Here is a 19293-nt window from a genome sequence, read left to right as displayed (position 1 = left end):
TTCGTCTGCCTCATTTGCCGGGTCGGTAGCCGGCCTGGTCGATGCCGTGGCGGCGGAGCTTGTCGTAGAAGGTCTTGCGCGGAATGCCGAGGGCGCGCACGGCGGCCTGCACATCGCCCCGCGTGGCGGCGAGGGCGGAGCGGATTTCCGCCGCCTCGAACGCCTCCACCCGCTCGGGCAAGGAGGGGGCGTCCCCCCGCGTCTCCACCGCCGGCCCGCTGTCAGCGGCGGCGAGGCCGAGGGCGACCCGTTCGGCATAATGGGCCAGCTCGCGCACATTGCCCGGCCAATGGTGGGTCTCCAGATGGTGGCGCACCCCGGCCAGCAGGGGCGGGGGCTCCCGCCCGAAGCGCCGGGCGGCGCGGGTCAGGAAATGGCCGAACAAGAGCGGCACATCCTCGCGCCGCTCGCGCAGCGGCGGAATGCGCAGGCTCGCCACATGCAGGCGGTAATAGAGATCCTCGCGGAATTCGCCCTTCCGCACCAGGTCGATGAGATCGATCTTCGAGGCGGCGACCACCCGCAGGTTCACCCGCCGCACCTCGTTGGTGCCGAGCGGGGTCACCTCCCGCGCCTCCAACACCCGCAGCAGTTTCACCTGGAGGGCGGGGGACATGGCCTCGATCTCGTCCAGGAACAGCGTGCCGCCGCTCGCATGCTCGATGCGCCCCACGCGCTTCTTGGCGGCGCCGGTGAAGGCTCCGGCCTCGTGGCCGAACAGCTCGCTCTCGATCATGCTTTCCGGCAGGGCGCCGCAATTCACCGCCACCAGCGGGCGGGCGGCGCGGCGGCTCCAGCGATGCAGGCTGTGGGCCACCACCTCCTTGCCGGAGCCGGTCTCGCCCTCTACCAGCACGTCCACATCCGCGTCCGCGAGCTGGCGCAGCATCTGGCGCAGCCGCTCCATGGCCGGGGCCACACCGATCAGCGGCTCGCCCTCGCTCGCCGCCTCGGCCCGCTGCTTCAGCTCGCGGTTTTCCAGGACCAGGCGGCGCTTTTCCAGCGCGTGGCGGATGGCGGAGAGCAGGCGATCCATGGGGTAGGGCTTGGCCAGGAAGTCATAGGCCCCCTCGCGCATGGCCTCCACCGCCATGGCAATGTCGCCGTGGCCGGTGATGAGGATGACCGGGAGATCTGCGTCGATGCGCTTCAGGTGGCGGAACAGCGTGAGCCCGTCCATGCGCGGCATGCGCACATCGCTCACCACCACGCCGGGAAAGGCCTCGTCCAGGTCGTCGAGGGCCGCTTCCGCCGAGGCGAAGGGCTTCACCTTGAGCCCGGCCAGCATGAGGGCCTGCACGTTGGCGGCGCGGAGCGCCTCGTCGTCGTCGATGAAGGCGACATCCATCAGCGGTCCTCCGGCAGGGTGATGATGAAGCGGGCGCCGTTGCCGTTCTCCACCGAGAGAGTGCCGCCGAATTCCCGCAGGATGTCCTGGCAGATGACGAGGCCCAGCCCCAGGCCGTGGGGCTTGGTGGTGGTGAACGGCATGAACAGCGCGGCCATCACTTCTTCCGGCACCCCCGGGCCATTGTCGGCGATGGTGAGCGTGATGGCGCCTTCCCCAGGGGCCGCGGTGATGCTGACCCTGCGATCCGCGCGCTCCGCCAGGGCTTCAATGGCGTTCTGGATGAGATTGACCAGCACCTGTTCCAGCCGGCCCCGATCGGCCCGCGCCACCAGGGTTTCGGGGATGTCGAGGGCCAGCGTGATGTTCTGCTCGCGCAGGCGATAGCCCATGAGGCCGAGCACCCCCTTCACCGCCTGGGCGAGGGGCACCGGCCCCACCTCGCGCGCCGGCTTGCGGGCGAAGGCGCGCAGCTCCTGGGTGATGGCGCCGATGCGATCGGTGAGCGCGGCGATGGTGCCCAGATTTTCCCCCGCGGCATCCGTCTGACCACGATCGAGGAAGGCGCGGGCATTGTCGGCGAACACGCGAATGGCGGCCACGGGCTGGTTCACCTCATGGGCGATGGAGGCGGCGATCTGGCCCAGCATGGCGAGCTTGGTGGCCTGCGCCAGCTCGTCCTGGAGCACCTCCAGCGAGATGCGGGCACGGCGGCGCTCCGCCATTTCGGCTTTCAGCTGGGCATTGGCGGTCTTCAGCTCCGCAGTGCGGGTCTCCACCTGCTCTTCCAGCTCGCGCCGCGCTTCGGTCTGTCGCGCCTTTTCCACCTGTCGACGGGTGCGGCGGGAGAGTAGTAGGCCGGCGGCCCCGAGCCCCACCACCCCCACCAGCAATGCGACGGCGCGGCCCGCCGTGGTGGCAAGGTTCACCGCCGGGGCGGTGGGGGCGAGCACGTGCAGCGTCCAGGGGGTGGTCGGCACCTGCTCCTGCGCTTCCAGGAAGGTTTGCGGCGCGCGGGCACCCGGCAGCGTCGCCCTCACCACGCCGTCGCCGTCGGGGGCGAAGGAGAGAGGTTGGAGCGGCGCGTCACCAAATTGCAGGCTGGCGCGGATGCTTTCTTTCTCCTCGGGCGCGATGGCTGCGGTGGTCCGGAAGCGCCAGCCCGGCTCGCTGGTGACGATGATGACCGAGTGGGCGTCGCTGACGAAGGTGGGGGTCGGCACGGGCAGCCGCCGCCAGTCGCTTTCGATGGTGTCGAACTCGTCCTTCACCACCACCACGCCCAGCGGGCGTCCATCGGGCCCATCCACCCGGCGCGACAGATAAAGCCCGGGGTGCAGGCTGACCGTGCCGAAGGCGAAATGCTCGGCCCCGCCCTCCGCCATGGCCAGCCGGAAATAGGGGCGGAAGGCGTAGTCGGACCCCACAAAGCTCAGCGGCGTGCCCGCATTGCTGGCGGAAATGCAGAGCCCGGCATCGTTCATCAGATAGATGACGCCGGCGCGGGTGGCCTGAGCCAGGGTCTTGAACTTGGCATCGAGGGCCGTAATGGCAGCGGCATCGCCATGGCGGAGGGCGTCGCGTACGTCCGGATCCTGGGCGAGCACCACGGGCAGCGTGCGCTGCTTCTCGATCTCACTGCGCAGGGCGGTCACGCGCAGGTCCGCGGCGAAGGCGGCTTCGGCCTCCACCTTGGCCAGGGCCCAGCGCGTGGCGGCATAGACCGCCAGCCGGTCGAGCCCCGCCAGCAGCGCCAGCAGCAGGGCGCCCAGCACCAGCAGCTTCAGCATGCGCGGCCGGTTCCCCCAGGAGGAGGCCTCTGGCGTCGGCGCGGGCGTGGTTTGCGGTTCGAACACGGCTGGCTTCAGCTCCGGAGCGTTTCCCGCCTCCGGGAAGCGGGCGGATGCTCCTGTCCATTGCGGTCACGCGGTTTCGAGCGAACCGGCATCTTCCCTCGCTCGAAGCCTTGCCGATGTGTGCGAAAATTCGCACGCATCTTGAAGGAAGTTGTGCGGCAGATCGCACGATCTGTCGAGGGGACCGCGCGGGTGCCCTCTAAATTAACGATTTATCAATGCTTTGCCGGCTTCCGCGCGGGGCCGGACGGGTGGCACAGCGCTTGCGGAAAGGGAGCGCCCGCGCGGTGAGCGCGCGGGCGTTGCGTCACCCATTCGGTTTCGACGCCGCCCGATCCAAGAGGCGCGACGAGGCCGGCGGAGGAAACCGTTCATGGCCACCCCCATCCCAGCGGCAGCGCCCCAGGCGCCGCGTCGCCTGCATCAGCATTTGTATGTCCAGGTGCTCGTCGCCATCGGCGCGGGCATCCTGCTCGGTCATTTCTATCCGAGCCTCGGCGCTGACATGAAGCCGCTCGGCGATGCCTTCATCAAGCTGGTGAAGATGGTGATTGCGCCGGTCATCTTCCTCACCGTGGTCACCGGCATCGCCGGCATGCGCGACCTGGGCAAGGTCGGGCGCGTGGCCGGCAAGGCCATGCTCTACTTCCTCACCTTCTCGACCCTGGCGCTGATCATCGGCCTGATCGTGGCCAATGTGATCCAGCCCGGTTCCGGCCTCCACATCGACCCCGCCACCCTCGACCACAAGGCGGTCGCGAACTATGCCGCCAAGGCCCACGACCAGAGCCTCATCGGCTTCCTGATGGCCATCATCCCGGCGACGCCCGTGAGCGCGCTGGCCTCCGGCGACATTCTCCAGGTGCTGTTCTTCTCGGTGCTGTTCGGCATCGCGCTCGGCGCCGTGGGCGAGCGCGGCGAGCCGGTGATGGAGGTGCTGCAATCGGCCGCCCAGGCCATGTTCAAGCTGGTGTCCATCCTGATGAAGGCGGCCCCGGTCGGCGCGTTCGGCGCCATGGCCTTCACCATCGGCAAATACGGCATCGGCTCGGTGGCGAGCCTGGCGCTGCTCATCGCCACTTTCTACCTCACCTCCCTCATCTTCGTGCTCGGCGTGCTGGGCGCGGTGGCGCGCTATAACGGCTTCTCCATCCTGGCGCTCATCCGCTACATCAAGGAAGAGCTGCTGCTGGTGCTCGGCACGTCCTCATCGGAGGCGGCGCTGCCCAGCCTCATGGAGAAGATGGAGCGGGCCGGCTGCGGCAAGCCGGTGGTGGGCCTCGTCATTCCCACCGGCTATTCGTTCAATCTCGACGGCACCAATATCTATATGACGCTGGCTTCGCTGTTCATCGCGCAGGCGGTGGGCATTCACCTGTCGCTGTGGGATCAGATCCTGCTGCTGCTGGTGGCGATGCTCTCTTCCAAGGGCGCGGCGGGCATTACGGGCGCCGGGTTCATCACCCTGGCGGCGACGCTTTCCGTGGTGCCGTCGGTGCCGGTGGAGGGCATGGCGCTGATCCTGGGCATCGACCGCTTCATGTCGGAGTGCCGGGCGCTCACCAATTTCACGGGCAATGCGGTGGCCACCATCGTCGTCGCCCGCTGGGAGAATGACCTGGACAAGGACATGCTCGATGCCGCCTTGCACGGCCGCATCCCCGAGCCAGCGGAAGAGCCCATCGACCTCGCGCAGGCCGCCCCTATCGACTGATCGGGCCGCACCCTTTCGGCCAGCAGCAAACAGGCCGCCCGGCGGGAAGCGGGGCGGCCTGTTCGCATGTCAGGGGATGACCGTGGAAGCCGCTCAGGCCGCGTCCACCAGGATCACCTCGGCGTCTTCCAGGGCCTTCACGGTCACCTGCGCTTCGTCGCGGATGGCGGCGCCGTCACGCTCGCCGACGCGCGCGCCGTTCACCTCCACCGCGCCACGGGCGGTGACGAGATAAAGGTGGCGGCCCGGATCGGCCGCATAGGTCGCGCTGTCGCCGGCCTTGAGGGTGGCGGCCACAAGGCGCGCATCGGCGCGGATCATCAGCGCATCCTCATCGCCCTTGCGGCCGCTGGCCAGGGTGACGAAGCGGCCGGCGCGCTCGCCCTTGGGGAAGGGCTGGGCGGCCCAGCGGGGCGCACCGCCGCGCTCCTCTGGGATGATCCAGATCTGGAAGATCTTGGTGAGACCCTTCTCCAGATTGTACTCGGAGTGGCGGATGCCGGTGCCGGCGCTCATCACCTGCACGTCGCCCGCTTCCGTGCGGCCGCGATTGCCGTGGTCGTCCTGGTGGGTGATGGCCCCGTCGCGCACATAGGTGATGATCTCCATGTCGCGATGGGGATGGAGCGGAAAGCCGGTGCCGGGTGCGATCTCATCATCGTTCCACACACGCAGATTGCCCCAGTGGATGCGGTCCGGATCGTAATAATCGGCGAAGGAGAAATGGTGCTTGGTGTCGAGCCAGCCGTGGTCGGCGCCGCCCAGGCGGTCAAAGGGACGCAGTTCGATCATGGTGAACTCCTCTCCGCCCGTTTGCTGACGGGTCGTTCGGTGTCCGTGTTTGGACTGCGCCGAATATGGCATTGGACAGTGGGGCGAAAAATGGAAACAATGGAAATTCATGGTTTCCATTTCTGCACCACATCGCCTGCCGGACCTGGAAGGCTGGGCCATCTTCGCCAAGGTCGTGGAGGCGGGCTCCTTCGCGCGCGCCGCCGCCGAGCTCGGCGTGTCCAAGGCCACCGTGTCCAAGGCCATCAGCCGGCTGGAAGAGCGGCTGGGCACGCGACTGATGCACCGCACGGCCCGTCGCCTCTCCCTTACCGCCGCCGGCCGGGCGGCCGCCGAGAGCGCCACGCGGCTGCTGGCCGAGGCGGAGGCGGCGGAGGCCGAGGCGGTGTCCCAATCGGTGGAGCCCCATGGGGTGGTGCGGCTGGCGGCGCCCATGTCGTTTGGCCTGCGCCATCTGGCGCCGCTGCTGCCGGAGCTGCTCGAGCTCTTCCCGAAGCTGTCGGTGGACCTGCACCTGAGCGACGCGGTGGTGGATCTGGTGGGGGAGGGCTTTGACCTTGCCCTGCGCATCGCGGTGCTGCCTTCATCCAGCCTGAAGGCGCGGCGCATCTGCTCGGTGCGGCGCATTTTGGTGGGGGCACCGGACTATTTCGCGCGCCAAGGCCGCCCGGCCCATCCGCGCGATCTCGAGGCCCATGCGTGCCTCGGCTATGCCTACCTGCCGGTGCCGGACCGCTGGCGTTTCGAGAACGCCGCCGGCGAAGTGGCGACGGTGATGCCCAAGGGGCCCCTTCGCGCCAACAATGCGGATGCGCTTACCCCCATGCTCCTGGCGGGCCAGGGCCTGGCGGTGCAGCCGGAATTCATGGTGTGGCAGGATCTTGCGGCCGGCCGGCTGGAGCCGGCTTTGCCCGGCTGGTCCATGCCGGACTTGGCGCTGAACATTGTGCTGCCACCCGGCGGCCTGCGCCCGGCCCGGGTGACGGCGGTGGTGGATTTCCTGGCCGCGCGGCTGGCGGCGGCGCCCTGGGCGGGGGCCGCCGGGCGCGTCAGTTGAGCTCGAGCGCGTTGGTGAGGTCGTTGGCCTTAGCGTCGCGCTCCGCCAGCGGCTTCAGGCCATGGCGGGTCTCGATCAGCTTCAGCACCGACGTGGTGTCATACTCGGTATGGTCCACGAACCCCTTCTTGGCGAAGGGGGAGATCACCAAAGTGGGAATGCGCATGCCCGGGCCCCAGCGGTCCCCCTTGGGCGGGGCCACATGGTCCCAGAGACCGCCATTCTCGTCATAGGTGACGATGACGACCGTGTCCTTCCAGATGGGGCTACGCTCGATCAGGGAGATGATGTCGGCCGCCTGGCGGTCGCCGGCCAGCACGCTGGTGTAGCCGGGGTGCTCGTTGGCGACGCCGATGGGCTTGTAGAAGGACACCGGCGGCAGGGTGCCGTTGTTGATGGCCTCGATGAAGTCCACTCCGTCCTTCAGGTGGGTGGCGCGGGCCTGCGTGCCGTCGCCATAGGCCTTGAAATAGGCGAAGGGCTGGTGGTGGAACTGGAACGACATGTCCGGGTGGCCGGCAATGGCGTCGTTCCAGCCGCCCGAATACCACGCCCAGTTCACGCCCTTCTCGGTCAGGCGATCGCCGATGGTGGGCTCTTCCATGGGCGGCAGGAGCTTGGCCGGGTCGTTGGCGGAGGCGGGGCGCGGCATGTAGCTGGAATAGATGGTGTTCACCGCATAGCCGTCAGGGGTGAGCGCGCCATCCTTCTTGAGCGTGCCGTCGGGGTTGAGCTGGGCGCGGATGCCCTCGGGCGCGTTCTTGAATTCGGGCGTGCAGGCGCACACCAGATACATATGGTTCAGGAACGAGCCGCCAAACGCCGCGTGGAAGAAATTGTCCGCCAGCGTGTACTTCTGCGCATAGCGCCACAGGGGCAGGCGCGAGCCGTCATAATAGCTCATGGTCAGGCCGCCGGCATCGGAGATGGCCGCGAACCGGTCCATCTTGCCGCCGTTGATCTGTTCCTGCTGCTGGTAAAAGCGGTGCACCAGATCGCCCGTGGTCTGCTCGAGGCCGGCATAGGCGTCGGCGCGGAACGGCTTGTTCGGCAGGTTGTCGGGGAAGCGGTTGTCCACCACCGGCGGCTTGATGTTCACGTTCATGACCAGGGGAAGCTGGTCATAGGGCTTGCCGTCGCGGTCGGTCTGGGTCGCGCTTGCGCCTGCATTGGCGATGCCGTTGGCGCCCGGGAACAGGCCATAGATGTTGTCGAAGCTGCGGTTCTCCAGGAACAGCACGACGATGTGCCCCACCTTGTCGAGGCCCGGCTTCGGCGCCGGGGGCTCGGCCGCGCCCGCATGGGGGCTGGCCAGGAGGACAAAGGCGGTGGATGCGAGGGCCAAGGTGCGGAGACGCATGGAAGGGCTGCCATCTGATCGAAGACGCCGCACCCTCCACATCCTGCGTGACCCACGGATGACACTTGGAGGAATTCTAAACTACTCCCCCAAGGTCAATCTTGGCCCGTGGCCGCTCAGTCGAAAAGGCTGGAGACCGATTCTTCGTGCGCCGTGCGCGCGATGGCCTCGCCCATGAGGGTGGCAACGGACAGGACGCGGATGTTGCGCGCCACGCGCACCGCCTCGGTGGGCTGGATGGAATCGGTGATCACCAATTCCTTGAGCTTGGATGCGGTGATGCGCGCCACCGCGCCGCCGGAGAGCACCCCATGGGTGATGTAGGCATGCACTTCGCTGGCGCCGCGGGCCAGCAGGGCATCGGCGGCGTTCACCAGGGTGCCGCCGGAATCCACGATATCGTCCACCAGGATGCAGCGCCGGCCCTTCACGTCGCCGATAACGTTCATCACCTCGCTCTCGCCGGGGCGCTCGCGGCGCTTGTCGACGATGGCGAGGGGGGCGTCGATGCGTTTGGCCAAAGCGCGGGCGCGCACCACGCCGCCCACGTCGGGCGAAACCACCATGAGGTTCGACAGTTCGAACCGTTCCTTGATGTCCCGCACCATCACCGGCGCGGAATAGAGGTTGTCGGTGGGGATGTCGAAGAAGCCCTGGATCTGCCCGGCATGGAGATCCATGGTCATCACGCGGTCGGCGCCGGCGTGGGTGATGAGGTTGGCCACCAGCTTGGCCGAGATGGGCGTGCGCGGGCCGGGTTTGCGATCCTGTCGGGCATAGCCGAAATAGGGCACCACGGCGGTAATGCGCTTGGCCGAGGCGCGGCGCAGCGCGTCGATGATAATCAGCAGCTCCATGAGATGGTCGTTGGTGGGAAACGACGTGGACTGCACCACGAACGCATCCTGGCCGCGCACATTCTCCTGGATCTCGACGAAGATTTCCATGTCCGCGAAGCGCCGCACCACCGCCTTGGTCAGGGGGATGGCGAGATAGGCGGCAATAGCTTCCGCCAGCGCGCGGTTGGAATTCCCCGCGACGAGCTTCATAGGACCGTTCTCCGCTGACATCTGACGCTCCACCCGCACGGCGGGTTGTTGAGGCTGGGAGGCTCTGATAGGCGCCCGCGCGGGACCTTGTAAAGACGCGGCTCAGTTGGCCGCATAGGCGAGGGCGGGGGTCGCCGCCCCCAGAGAGGCGACCTGGCCACTGCCATCGGCGGGGGTTTCCGGGGCCGCGGCCGGCGCTTCCGCGGGCGCGCTTGCCGGGGCCTCCTGCGCCGCGGCGGGCTTGGCTTCTTCAGCCGCCGCCGGCCCGGCGTCATCGCGGCTGGAAGCCACGGCGGCCACCGCCGGCTGGCTCGCCGCGGGCGCGGTGCCGCCGACCCCCAGCGCCTGGGAAAGATCAGCCATGGAGCGGTCCGCGATCTTCGCCAAAACCGCGTCGTTGCAGGCCGCCCAGGTCGCCGAGCCCTTCACCGGACCGGCGTTTTCCTCGCCGGTGATGCGGGCGACGCGGGTCTTGTTGGCGTCATAAACGTCCCAGGCATAGGCCACCGAGGCCTTGCCCCGTTCCACATGCATGGAGAGATAGCCCTTCACCTTGTAGGCGCCAGCATCATCGCGGGAGGCCACCTTCACCTGCCGGCTCTGCGCCTCCGAGGAGAGCTCGTTCACCAGCTTCTCAAAGGTGGGCTTGGGCGGCCCGTCAATGGAGACGAAGGAAAGGCCGCCATTGGCGGAGGCCATCCCGCTACCGTCCGTCTGGCATGCGGCGAGCGCAAGGCTCGTCAACAGAATGCTGGTCCGAAACAGGACGCTGGCCGAAAAACCGGCAATGCTACGCTTGCCGACCTGTCCAACCGTGGCCGGTGCCTGTGATTCCCGCATGGCGGCTCTCGCGTGATGCTTGATCCGCAAAGAGGTAGCGGCAAAAGGCGGCGCGGTCCACAAAAACGGTTAAGGGGCTGTTAACAAGGTGAATGCTCAGCCCAGGGCGCGCAGAAAGCCCAAGAGCCGCATGGAGCCTTCCGGCCATGGGCCGAAGCCGGCGTCCGGGTTGATATGGCCGGCCTCGCCCGCGTCCAGCAGCTCGGCGCCCCAGGCCGCCGCCAGCTCCTGCGAGTGGGGATAGGGGCAATAGGGATCGTTCCGGCTCGCCACCACGAGCGCCGGAAAGGGCAGGGGTGCGCGGGGGATGGGGGCGAACGAGCCGAACAGCGGGTTGAGGGGCGCGGCGTCGAGGTCCGGCGGGGCGACCAGGAAGGCGCCTGCCACCTTGCCGGCCGGCAGGCTCGGCGCCGCATGGATCACCGTCGGCACGCCGAGGGAGTGCGCCACCAGCACCACGGGCTTGTCCGCCGCCGCCACCGCCGCGCACAGCTTTTCGACCCACGCCCCGCGATCCGGCTGCGCGAAGTCGTCCTGCTCCACGCGCCGGGCGGTGGAGAGGCGGCTTTCCCAGCGGCTCTGCCAATGGTCGGCATCCGAGCCCTTCCAGCCGGGAACGATGAGAAGGGCGACATCGGAGGATTTCATCTGCTGTGTCCGGCGTGGGCGGGGCCGCGGGGCCTGAAAAAGTCGAAGTCCCCGCTTGCCACATCCGCAGGGAAGGGGAAAGTGCTGGCGGCACGCGCCTCAAGCGCCGCGCGAGGCGGCGATGATCGCCAGGGTTGCAGTGGGGCGCCTTGCCCCTTGCGTGCATTGCGGAATCGACGTTGCAGCGCAGCGGCGGTATAGCTGTCACAAAAATGCGGGAGCGTTGGCCCTTTGCTGTCCGTGGTGATCGCCACTCAGAATTCGGAACGTCAGCTGGTACCGGTGCTCTCGGCGCTGGTGCAGGGCGTGACTGCCGGTGTCCTGCGGGACGTGACGCTGGTGGACAGTGGGTCCACCGACGACACGGCGGCCATTGCCGATGCGGCCGGTTGCACCTTTCTCCATTCCGTGAGCGACGTGGGCGTGCGCCTGCGCCAGGGCGCCGCGCAGGCGCGCGGGCGCTGGCTGCTGTTTCTGTCGCCGCGCTCGTTCCTCGAGGAGGGGTGGGCGCGCGAGGTGGCCAATTTCATCGAGACCGCGGAGCGGCGGGGGCAGGCGGATCGCCTTGCCGCCACCTTCCGGCTGGCGGTGGACGGCTACGGCCTGCGCCCGCGCCTGGGCGAGGCGGTGGCGGCCGCGCGCCTGGCTTTGCTGGGCATGCCCAATGCCGGGCAGGGCCTGCTGATCTCCCGCAAGCATTATGAGCGCCTGGGCGGCCATCCCTCCGGGGTGAAGGCCGAGCGGCGGTTGGTGGCCCGCATCGGCCGGCGCCATGTGCATCTGCTGCGGGTTCATGTGCTGCTGCCGGAGAAGGGCTGAGGCGGCGGCTACCTCCCGAAGCCGGCTGCGCTTTTCACGCCTGTGCCGGCCGGACGACGCCGGCTCCCGCACGTCTCAGATTTACCCTTGGCGAGGCCCATGGCTTGCGTCTAGATGTCGACGCAGGGTGAGGCCGGGCCTGTCGCGCAAGCCGAGGGACCGGCGGCCGTGAGCCGTTTCTGTTGACATGAGGGTGTGTCGCGTTGCGCGGAAGCCCATGTGCCCGGAGGTCGCCCGCCAGGGCCGACGCACCGGAAGGCTCACCGCCCGAATGTGACGCCCCCACAGCCACGATGCCCGGCATCGGGGAGGGGACCCATGAAATTCGCGTTCGGGCCATGCGCTGCCACGAAACTCGCTCGCCATCTCCTCGCGCGGGGTACGAGCGGTGCGCTGAGGGTGCTGGGCGCGAGCGCGCTGGCGCTGGCGGTGGCCTCTGGCCCCGCGCTGGCGCAGCCGCGGCCTCCGGCTCCCATTCCCGCACCTGCTCCCGCGACCACGCCGCCCGCCACCGCGCCCGCGCCGGCCCGGCCCGCGGCGCTGAAGAGCTTCCAGCGGGCGGATCTCGTCACCTCTGCCAAGCGCTATGAGCGGTACCTTCGTCGTGAGGTGTTCGCCCCCACCATCCCCCTCGACCGTGCGCGGCGTGACGCGGACCAGGCCTTCCAGCGCAACGATGCCCGCTCGGCCGCCGCGCTATACGGCAGCCTTGCCTTGGCGGTGCCGCAGGATGCCGGCGTGTGGCTGCGGCTCGCCCGCTCGCTGGCGGCCATCAAGCCGACTGAAGACGAAAATGCGAGCGCCCTCACCGACAATGCGCTGGCCGCCGCCTACATCTCCTATCGCCGCGCAGGCACGCGGGCGCAGGAGGCGGATGCGCTGGGCCTCATCGGCCGGCTCTATGCCTCGCGCGGGCTGTGGAATGCGGCGCTGGAGACCATGAAAGCGTCGCTGGAGCTGCGCGACGCCCCTGCCGAGCGCGCTTTCTATGAGAAGCTGCGGGAGGAGCATGGCTTCCGCCTCGTGGACTATTCGGTGGAGGCGGATTCGGCCAATCCGCGCGCCTGCGTGCAGTTTTCCGACGATCTGGCCACGGGCGCGGATTTCGCCCCCTTCGTGCAGGTGGCGGAGCTGACGAAGCCGGCGGTGACCGCCGAGGCGCGCCAGATCTGCGTGGAGGGCCTGAAGCACGGCGAGCGTTATACGCTGCGCGTGCGCCCCGGCGTTCCGGCCGCCAATGGCGAGAGCCTGCGCAAGCCGGTGGAGCTCTCCTTCTATGTGCGCGACCGCGCGCCGTCCGTGCATTTCACCGGCCGCAATTACGTGCTGCCGCGCACGGGGCAGAAGGGCGTTCCCCTGGTTTCGGTGAACACCCGGGCGGTGAAGGTGAACATCCTGCGCATCGGTGATCGGGCGCTGGTGCCCACCGCCATCCAGGGCGAGTTCCGACAGAACATCGATTCCTATGTGCGCGAGCAGATGGCGGCCGGCACCGCCATCTCGGTTTATTCCGGCATCCTGGAAACCGAGAGCCCGCTCAATGGCGACGTGACCACGGCCGTTCCCATCACCGATGCCATCGGCAAGCTGGAGCCTGGCGTCTATGTGATGACCGCCAAGCCCGACCAGGTGCTGGGCGATGATGAATATGGGAGCGAGGCCACCCAGTGGTTCATCGTCTCCGATCTCGGCCTCACCGCTCTGTCGGGGCTCGATGGGGTGCACGTGATGGTGCGCGCCCTGGGCACCGCGCAGCCGGTGGCGGACGCGACGGTGCAGCTCGTCGCCAAGTCCAACGAGGTGCTGGGGGAGGCGCGGTCCGATGCCGACGGCATCGTGCGCTTTGATCCCGGCCTGTCGCGCGGGCCCGCGGGGCTCGAGCCGGAAGTGGTGATCGCACGCACCAAGGCCGGCGATTATGCCTTCCTCTCCCTCAAGGAGATGGCCTTCGACCTCACCGACCGGGGCGTGGCCGGCCGCGAGGCGCCCGGCGCCCTCGACGCTTTCGTGACGCCCGAGCGCGGTGTCTACCGTTCCGGCGAGACGGTGCATCTCACCGTATTGCTGCGCGACGCGCAGGGCCGCGCGGCCACCGGCGTGCCGCTCACCGTGGTGCTGCAGCGGCCGGATGGCGTGGAGGATCGCCGGCTCGTGGTGGCGGACCAGTCCGCCGGCGGGCGCACCGTGGACCTCACCTTGCTCAAGGGCGCCATGACTGGCACCTGGCGCGCGCGCGCCTTCACCGATCCCAAGCTGCCCGCCATCGGCGAGGCGAGCTTCCTGGTGGAGGACTATGTGCCGGATCGGGTGGAATTCACCCTGTCTGCCAGGGATGAGAAGGTCTCGCGCACCCGTCCGGCGGAGATCCTTTTGGAAGGCCGCTTCCTGTTCGGTGCCCCCGCCGCCGGCCTCGATGTGGAGGCCGAGACGGAAGTGCGCATTGCGGAGAGCCGCAAGGGCTTCGAGGGCTATCGCTTCGGCAACAGTGAGGACAATGTCTTCCCCGAGCGTCAGCCGGTGGCCGACGCGCCGCGCACCGATGCCGGCGGCAAGGCGAGCCTCAAGATTTCCGCCGCCAACCTGCCGCGCACCGATCGTCCGCTCGAGATGGAGACGCTGGTGCGTCTCGTGGAAGCGGGCGGCCGCGCCGTTCAGCGCACCATCGTGCTGCCCGTGGCGCCGGCCGGCAGCGTCATCGGCGTGAAGCCCCTTTTCTCCGACCGCGTGCGTGAAGGGGAGAGCGCGAATTTCGACGTCGCCGTGGTGGGCGTGGACGACAAGCCCCTGGCGGCCCCAAGCCTGACGTGGCGCCTCTCCAAGATCGAGACCCGCTACCAGTGGTACAAGGTGGGCTCCTCCTGGGACTTCGAGCCGGTGAAGGTGGTGACCCGCGTGGGCGAGGGGCGCCTTGCGACCCCGGCCGATGGACCGGCGCGCCTTGCGGTTCCCACCGAATATGGGCGCTACCGCCTGGACGTGACGGGCGATGGCCTGCCGCTGACTTCCCTGGCCTTCGAATCCGGCTTCGGCGGCGACGGCACGGCCGACACCCCCGACAAGCTGGAACTGACCCTGGACCGCCCGGCCTTCAGCACCGGCGATAATCTGGAGGCGACGATCACCGCCCGCACCGCCGGCACCGCCACTGTGATGGTGGTGAATGAGGGCCTGCTGGCACAGAAGGTGGTGCCCGTTTCCCCCGGCGCCAACAAGGTGAGCTTCAAGGTGGCGGAGAATTGGGGCCCGGGCGCCTATCTGGTCGCCTTCCTGCACCGTCCGCTGGATGTGGCGGCCGGGCGCATGCCGGGCCGGGCCATCGGCTTGGCGTGGTTCTCCGTGAACCGCGACGCCCGCACCCTGAAGGTGGAGCTCTCCCCGCCGGGCGAGATGCGGCCAGACCAGACCCTGGCCGTTCCCGTGCGCATCTCCGGCATCGAGCCGGGGGCCAAGGCGTTCGTGACGGTGGCGGCGGTGGATGTGGGCATCCTCAACCTCACCGGCTTCAAGCCGCCGGCCCCCGACGCCGTCATCTTCGGCCAGCGCCGGCTGTCACCCGAGATCCGCGATCTTTACGGCATGCTCATCGACGGTATGCAGGGCAATGCCGGGCGGCTGCGCTCCGGTGGTGATGGCGGCGAGGCGGCGCTGCAGGCGAGCCCGCCCACCCAGGCGCCGCTCGCTCTGTTCTCCGGCATCGTGCCGGTGGCGACGGATGGCACGGCCCTCGTCTCCTTCCCCATCCCCGCCTTCGACGGCACTGTGCGGCTGATGGCCATGGCCTGGAGCGCGGACAAGCTGGGCCACGGCTCCACTGACGTCGTGGTGCGCGACAAGGTGGTGGTGCTCGCCACCTTGCCGCGTTTCCTGGCTTCCGGTGACCGCTCCACCTTGACCGTTGATCTCGCCAATGTGGAGGCTCCCGCAGGTACCTACCGTCTGGACGTGACCGCCACCGGCGCCGCGGCCATTCCGCAACCGGCCGGCGAGGTGACGCTGGCGGAAAAGCAGCGCACGGCACTGCGCCTCGCGGTGGATGGCAAAAGCGTGGGGCCCGCCACCATCGACGTGAAGTTGACGGGGCAGGGGGTGGAGATCCTGCGCAGCTTCGCGCTCAATGTGCGGCCCGCTTATCCGCAGATCGAGCGGCGCACGGTGCGCACTCTGGCGCCGGGCGAGAGCCTCACTCTCTCCAAGGCGCTGTTGGGCGATGTCCTGCCCGGCACTGGATCAGTGGCGGTGAGCGTGACGCCCAACAGCACCATCGACGTGCCGGCGCTGCTCGCGGCGCTGGATCGCTACCCCTATGGCTGCGCCGAGCAGATCACCAGTCGCGCGCTGCCGCTGCTCTCCTACAATGACCTCTCCGCCCTCGTCGGCCGCGTGCCGGACCCGGGGGCGGATGGGCGCATCCGCGATTCGGTCACCCGCCTGATGGCCCGCCAGGGGTCGGACGGCTCGTTCGGCCTGTGGTCCGCCGGCGGCGAGGACACCTGGCTCGACGCCTATGTGGCCGATTTCCTCACCCGCGCGAAGGAAAAGGGCTTCGCCGTGCCGGAGCAGGCCTTCAACCTAGCCCTGGACCGGCTGCGCAACACGGTGAACCTGGCGGGGGCGGAAATGCAGTCCGGCTCCGAGGGGCTCGCTTATGCACTCTACGTGCTGGCCCGCAATGGCCGCGCGCCCCTGGGTGACCTGCGCTACATCGCCGACACCCGGCTGAAGAACCTCACCGGCCCCCTGGCCCAGGGGCAGGTGGCGGCCGCCTTGGCCCTGCTGGGCGATCGCACCCGCGCCGAGCGGGTGTTCAACGTGGCGCTGGAGGGCCTGCCTGCGACGCCCGCCGACCCGCAGGCGGGCCGGGCCGATTTCGGCTCGGTGCTGCGGGATGCGGCGGCGCTCACCGTGCTCGCCCGCGAGGCCGGCATGGAGAAATATGCCGACATCGCCCTGGCCCGCGTGGACGCGGCGCGCACGCGCACCGAGCGCACCTCCACCCAGGAGAATGCGTGGCTCATCCTGGCCGCCACCTCTCTCGTCAACAGCGCCAAGGCCATGGCCCTGGACGTGGACGGCGCCGCGCAGAGCGGCGTGTTCGGCCGCACCCTCTCCCGCGCTGATCTGGAGCGGGCGCCGCTCACGGTGCGCAATTCCGGGCCGGAGCCGGTGAAGGTGGTCGTCTCCATCAATGGCGCGCCGGTGGCGCCCGAGCCCGCCATTGCCCGCGGCTTCGAGCTGGAGCGGCGCTATTACACCCTGGACGGCAAGCCCGCCGACCCGTCCAAGGCCACCCAGAACCAGCGCTTCGCGGTGGTTCTGAAGGTGAACGAGACCGAGAGCGCCCTGGCCGACATCCTGCTGGTGGACTATCTGCCCGCCGGTTTCGAGATCGAAAATCCGAACCTCGTGCAGGGGGGCGAGGATGGGGCCTTCGCCTGGCTCGACGAGACCAGCGAGACCAGCCATGTGGAGTTCCGTGACGACCGCTTCGTCGCCGCCGTGACGCGCCAGGAGGGGGATGACCCGTTCGTGGTGGCTTATGTGGTGCGCGCGGTCTCGCCCGGCCGCTATGCCCATCCGCCGGCGGTGGTGGAGGACATGTATCGCCCCGACCGCTTCGCCCGCACGGGCAGCGGAACCGTGGAGGTGGCCCCCGCCAAATGAGCCCGCTCCACCCCGAGAGCCGGAAGGGCGTGCCTGGCGCGTCGCGCTTTCCATTGGCGGCGCGGCTGGCGGCGGTGACTGCTCTTGCCGTGGCGCTCATCGGTGGCGGCGCGGTGGCGGGGCTCGCGGGCCTGCGCGCGGCGGCCCCACCGGCGCCCCATCCGGCCGTCTCGCGGGAGGTGGTGGATCGGGAGGGGCGCCTGCTGCGCCCCTTCGCGCTGCCCGATGGCCGCTGGCGCCTCGCGGCCACGGTGGACGATGTGGACCCGCGCTTCATCGCCCTCATCGAAGCTTATGAGGACAAGCGCTTCGCGGCCCATGGCGGCATCGATCCGGTGGCCCTGGCGCGGGCCGCCTGGCAGGGGTTGTCGTCCGGCCGGGTGGTGTCCGGCGGCTCCACCCTCACCATGCAGGTAGCGCGGCTTCTGGAGCCGCCGCGCCCGCGCACCCTCTCCGCCAAGCTGGCCCAGATGCGCCGGGCGCTGGAGCTGGAAGCGCGGCTCTCCAAGGCGGAGATCCTCTCGCTTTATCTCACGCTTGCGCCTTATGGCGGCAATATCGAAGGGGTGCGGGGGGCCTCGCTCACTTATTTCGGCAAGGAGCCGCGCCGGCTGACCCTGGGTGAGATGGCGCTGCTGGTGGCGCTGCCCCAGTCTCCGGAAGCCCGCCGCCCCGACCGCGCCCTGGAGCGGGCCCGTGCCGCCCGCGCCCGCGTGCTCGACCGGCTTCTGAATGACGGCGTGATTTCCGCCGACGAGGCGCGCGTGGCGAAGGCGGAGCCCATGCCTCGCGGGCGCCGGCCCATGCCGCGCCTCGCGCCCCATCTGGCTGAGGACATGGTGGCCGAGCGGCCGGCCCTGTCCCGCCATCTCCTCACCCTGGACGCCCCCTTGCAGGAGCGTCTGGAAGCCCTGCTGCGCGAGCGCACCGAGGCGCTCGGCCGTGGCCTTTCCGCGGCCCTGGTGGTGGTGGACAATGACGGCGCGGAGGTGCGCGCCTATGTGGGCTCCGCCGATTTCGCCGATCGCGCGCGCGCCGGCGAGGTGGACCTTGCCCGCGCGGTGCGCTCCCCCGGCTCCACCTTGAAGCCTTTCATCTATGCGCTGGCGTTCGATGATGGCATCGCCCATCCGGAAACATTGATCGAGGACCGGCCCGTGCGCTTCGGTGCCTGGCGGCCGGAGAATTTCGATCGCGGATTTCAGGGCACGTTGTCCGTGCGCAAGGCGCTGCAGATGTCGCTCAACGTGCCAGCAGTGCGCCTTCTGGATGCGGTGGGCCCGCAGCGCCTCGCCAGTCGCCTGAAGGATGCGGGCGCGCGGCTGGAATTGCCCGCCGGCGCGGCGCCGGCCTTGCCCATGGGGCTGGGCGGCGTGGGAATCCGCCTGACCGACCTCGCCATGCTCTATTCCGCCCTGGCGCGGGGCGGGGAGGCGCAGCCCCTGGTGTATCGGCGTGCCGACGGTGCGGTCACGACGCCGCGGCCGGCCCACCTCGTGGGAGCGGTGGCTGCCTGGTATGTGGGCCAGTGCCTGCTGGGGACCCCCGCGCCGGAAAATGCCCTGGGCGGGCGCATCGCCTTCAAGACCGGAACGTCTTACGGCTACCGCGATTCGTGGGCGGTGGGCTTCGATGGCCGGCGCACGGTGGCGGTGTGGGTGGGGCGGCCCGACGGGCAGCCGGTGGCTGATCTGACGGGGCGCGCCGCGGCAGCTCCCCTGCTGTTCGATGCCTTTGCCCGCATCGTGCGTCGCCCGGCCTCCCTCGGCGCTGCGCCCCATGGCGCTCTGGTGGCGGGCAATGGGCGCCTGCCGCCGCCGCAACGGCATTTCGGCGGGGTGCTCGACGGCGCAGCCATGCAGGTCGTCTACCCGCCGGATGGGGCCCGCGTGGTCCGGGACGACGGCCAGACGCCCGATGCCGAAACGTCGCCGTTCGCGGTGAAGGTGGAAGGGGGGCTTCTGCCGTTGACCTTGCTGGTGGACGGGCAGCCGGTGAGCCATGCGCAGGATCGGCGCGTGCTGTTCTGGAACCCGGCCGGGCGCGGCTTCGCGCGCATCACGGTCATCGATGCGGCCGGCCGGGCCGATAGCGTCACCGTGCGGGTGGAATAGAGCGTTTTCAGGAAACGCGGAAACGCTCGAGCTCC

General features: G+C 69.3%; 12 protein-coding genes. 5 read left to right on the top strand and 7 right to left on the bottom strand.

The window, feature by feature from the left end:
* Window positions 1-10 precede the first annotated feature (10 nt).
* Together L0966_RS11435 and L0966_RS11430 are read right to left on the bottom strand one after the other, a co-directional pair.
* The gene (locus L0966_RS11435; protein ID WP_234052028.1) at window positions 11-1348 is read right to left on the bottom strand and encodes a sigma-54 dependent transcriptional regulator; all 1338 of its coding nucleotides are present in this window, start codon (window positions 1346-1348) and stop codon (window positions 11-13) included.
* Window positions 1348-3204 carry an ATP-binding protein gene (locus L0966_RS11430; protein ID WP_234052027.1) on the bottom strand — a complete coding sequence of 619 codons (1857 nt, stop codon included), beginning with the start codon at window positions 3202-3204 and terminating at the stop codon, window positions 1348-1350. The genes L0966_RS11435 and L0966_RS11430 overlap by 1 nt, the downstream gene beginning before the upstream one ends.
* A 373-nt stretch (window positions 3205-3577) precedes the next feature.
* Between L0966_RS11430 and L0966_RS11425 the strand changes: the two genes are divergently transcribed.
* Window positions 3578-4918: a dicarboxylate/amino acid:cation symporter gene (locus L0966_RS11425; protein WP_234052026.1), complete on the top strand. Its 1341-nt coding sequence runs from the start codon at window positions 3578-3580 to the stop codon at window positions 4916-4918.
* A 93-nt stretch (window positions 4919-5011) separates the two neighbouring features.
* Here L0966_RS11425 and L0966_RS11420 read toward each other — a convergent pair whose 3' ends face one another.
* Window positions 5012-5710, bottom strand: a complete 699-nt coding sequence (locus L0966_RS11420) for a pirin family protein (protein ID WP_234052025.1) — start codon at window positions 5708-5710, stop codon at window positions 5012-5014.
* 109 nt (window positions 5711-5819) lie between these two features.
* On the opposite strand from L0966_RS11420, the gene L0966_RS11415 reads away from it, so the two are divergent.
* On the top strand, window positions 5820-6767 hold the full coding sequence (locus L0966_RS11415; RefSeq protein ID WP_234052024.1) for a LysR family transcriptional regulator: 948 nt from the start codon (window positions 5820-5822) through the stop codon (window positions 6765-6767).
* Here the strand turns inward: L0966_RS11415 and L0966_RS11410 are convergent.
* From L0966_RS11410 to L0966_RS11395, 4 genes are all read right to left on the bottom strand, one after another.
* Window positions 6760-8127 (bottom strand): alkaline phosphatase family protein, encoded by a 1368-nt coding sequence (locus tag L0966_RS11410; protein WP_234052023.1) that lies wholly within the window; start codon window positions 8125-8127, stop codon window positions 6760-6762. The two genes, L0966_RS11415 and L0966_RS11410, sit on opposite strands and share 8 nt — an antisense overlap.
* Window positions 8128-8243: 116 nt before the next feature.
* Entirely contained in the window at window positions 8244-9197 is a 954-nt protein-coding gene (locus L0966_RS11405; protein ID WP_234052022.1) for a ribose-phosphate pyrophosphokinase, read from the bottom strand.
* A gap of 81 nt (window positions 9198-9278) precedes the next feature.
* Window positions 9279-9875, bottom strand: coding sequence for a hypothetical protein (locus L0966_RS11400; protein ID WP_234052021.1), 597 nt, complete (start codon window positions 9873-9875; stop codon window positions 9279-9281).
* Window positions 9876-10112: 237 nt separating this feature from the next.
* Window positions 10113-10664 carry an alpha/beta hydrolase gene (locus L0966_RS11395; protein WP_234052020.1) on the bottom strand — a complete coding sequence of 184 codons (552 nt, stop codon included), beginning with the start codon at window positions 10662-10664 and terminating at the stop codon, window positions 10113-10115.
* Window positions 10665-10904: 240 nt separating this feature from the next.
* On the opposite strand from L0966_RS11395, the gene L0966_RS11390 reads away from it, so the two are divergent.
* The 3 genes from L0966_RS11390 to pbpC all read left to right on the top strand — a co-directional run bounded on the left by L0966_RS11390 (window position 10905) and on the right by pbpC (window position 19258).
* Window positions 10905-11483 (top strand): glycosyltransferase, encoded by a 579-nt coding sequence (locus L0966_RS11390; RefSeq protein ID WP_234052214.1) that lies wholly within the window; start codon window positions 10905-10907, stop codon window positions 11481-11483.
* A 318-nt stretch (window positions 11484-11801) separates the two neighbouring features.
* Entirely contained in the window at window positions 11802-17144 is a 5343-nt protein-coding gene (locus tag L0966_RS11385) for an alpha-2-macroglobulin (protein ID WP_234052019.1), read from the top strand.
* Window positions 17141-19258, top strand: a complete 2118-nt coding sequence (pbpC, locus tag L0966_RS11380) for a penicillin-binding protein 1C (RefSeq protein ID WP_234052018.1) — start codon at window positions 17141-17143, stop codon at window positions 19256-19258. Before L0966_RS11385 ends, pbpC begins: the two co-directional genes overlap by 4 nt.
* Window positions 19259-19293: the final 35 nt, after the last annotated feature.

It is taken from the genome of Xanthobacter sp. NM-59 (genome assembly GCF_021401125.1).
In the GTDB taxonomy this organism is placed as follows: Bacteria; Pseudomonadota; Alphaproteobacteria; order Rhizobiales; family Xanthobacteraceae; genus Xanthobacter.
This window is presented reverse-complemented; position numbering and strand designations above follow the sequence as displayed.

Bases quoted from the DNA above. Each gene is read 5' to 3' on its own strand.
- L0966_RS11435 (WP_234052028.1), bottom strand. From the start codon at position 1,348: ATGGATGTCGCCTTCATCGACGACGACGAGGCGCTCCGCGCCGCCAAC.
- L0966_RS11425 (WP_234052026.1), top strand. From the start codon at position 3,578: ATGGCCACCCCCATCCCAGCGGCAGCGCCCCAGGCGCCGCGTCGCCTG.
- L0966_RS11420 (WP_234052025.1), bottom strand. From the start codon at position 5,710: ATGATCGAACTGCGTCCCTTTGACCGCCTGGGCGGCGCCGACCACGGC.
- L0966_RS11415 (WP_234052024.1), top strand. From the start codon at position 5,820: ATGGTTTCCATTTCTGCACCACATCGCCTGCCGGACCTGGAAGGCTGG.
- L0966_RS11410 (WP_234052023.1), bottom strand. From the start codon at position 8,127: ATGCGTCTCCGCACCTTGGCCCTCGCATCCACCGCCTTTGTCCTCCTG.
- L0966_RS11405 (WP_234052022.1), bottom strand. From the start codon at position 9,197: ATGTCAGCGGAGAACGGTCCTATGAAGCTCGTCGCGGGGAATTCCAAC.
- L0966_RS11400 (WP_234052021.1), bottom strand. From the start codon at position 9,875: ATGGCCTCCGCCAATGGCGGCCTTTCCTTCGTCTCCATTGACGGGCCG.
- L0966_RS11395 (WP_234052020.1), bottom strand. From the start codon at position 10,664: ATGAAATCCTCCGATGTCGCCCTTCTCATCGTTCCCGGCTGGAAGGGC.
- L0966_RS11385 (WP_234052019.1), top strand. From the start codon at position 11,802: ATGAAATTCGCGTTCGGGCCATGCGCTGCCACGAAACTCGCTCGCCAT.
- pbpC (WP_234052018.1), top strand. From the start codon at position 17,141: ATGAGCCCGCTCCACCCCGAGAGCCGGAAGGGCGTGCCTGGCGCGTCG.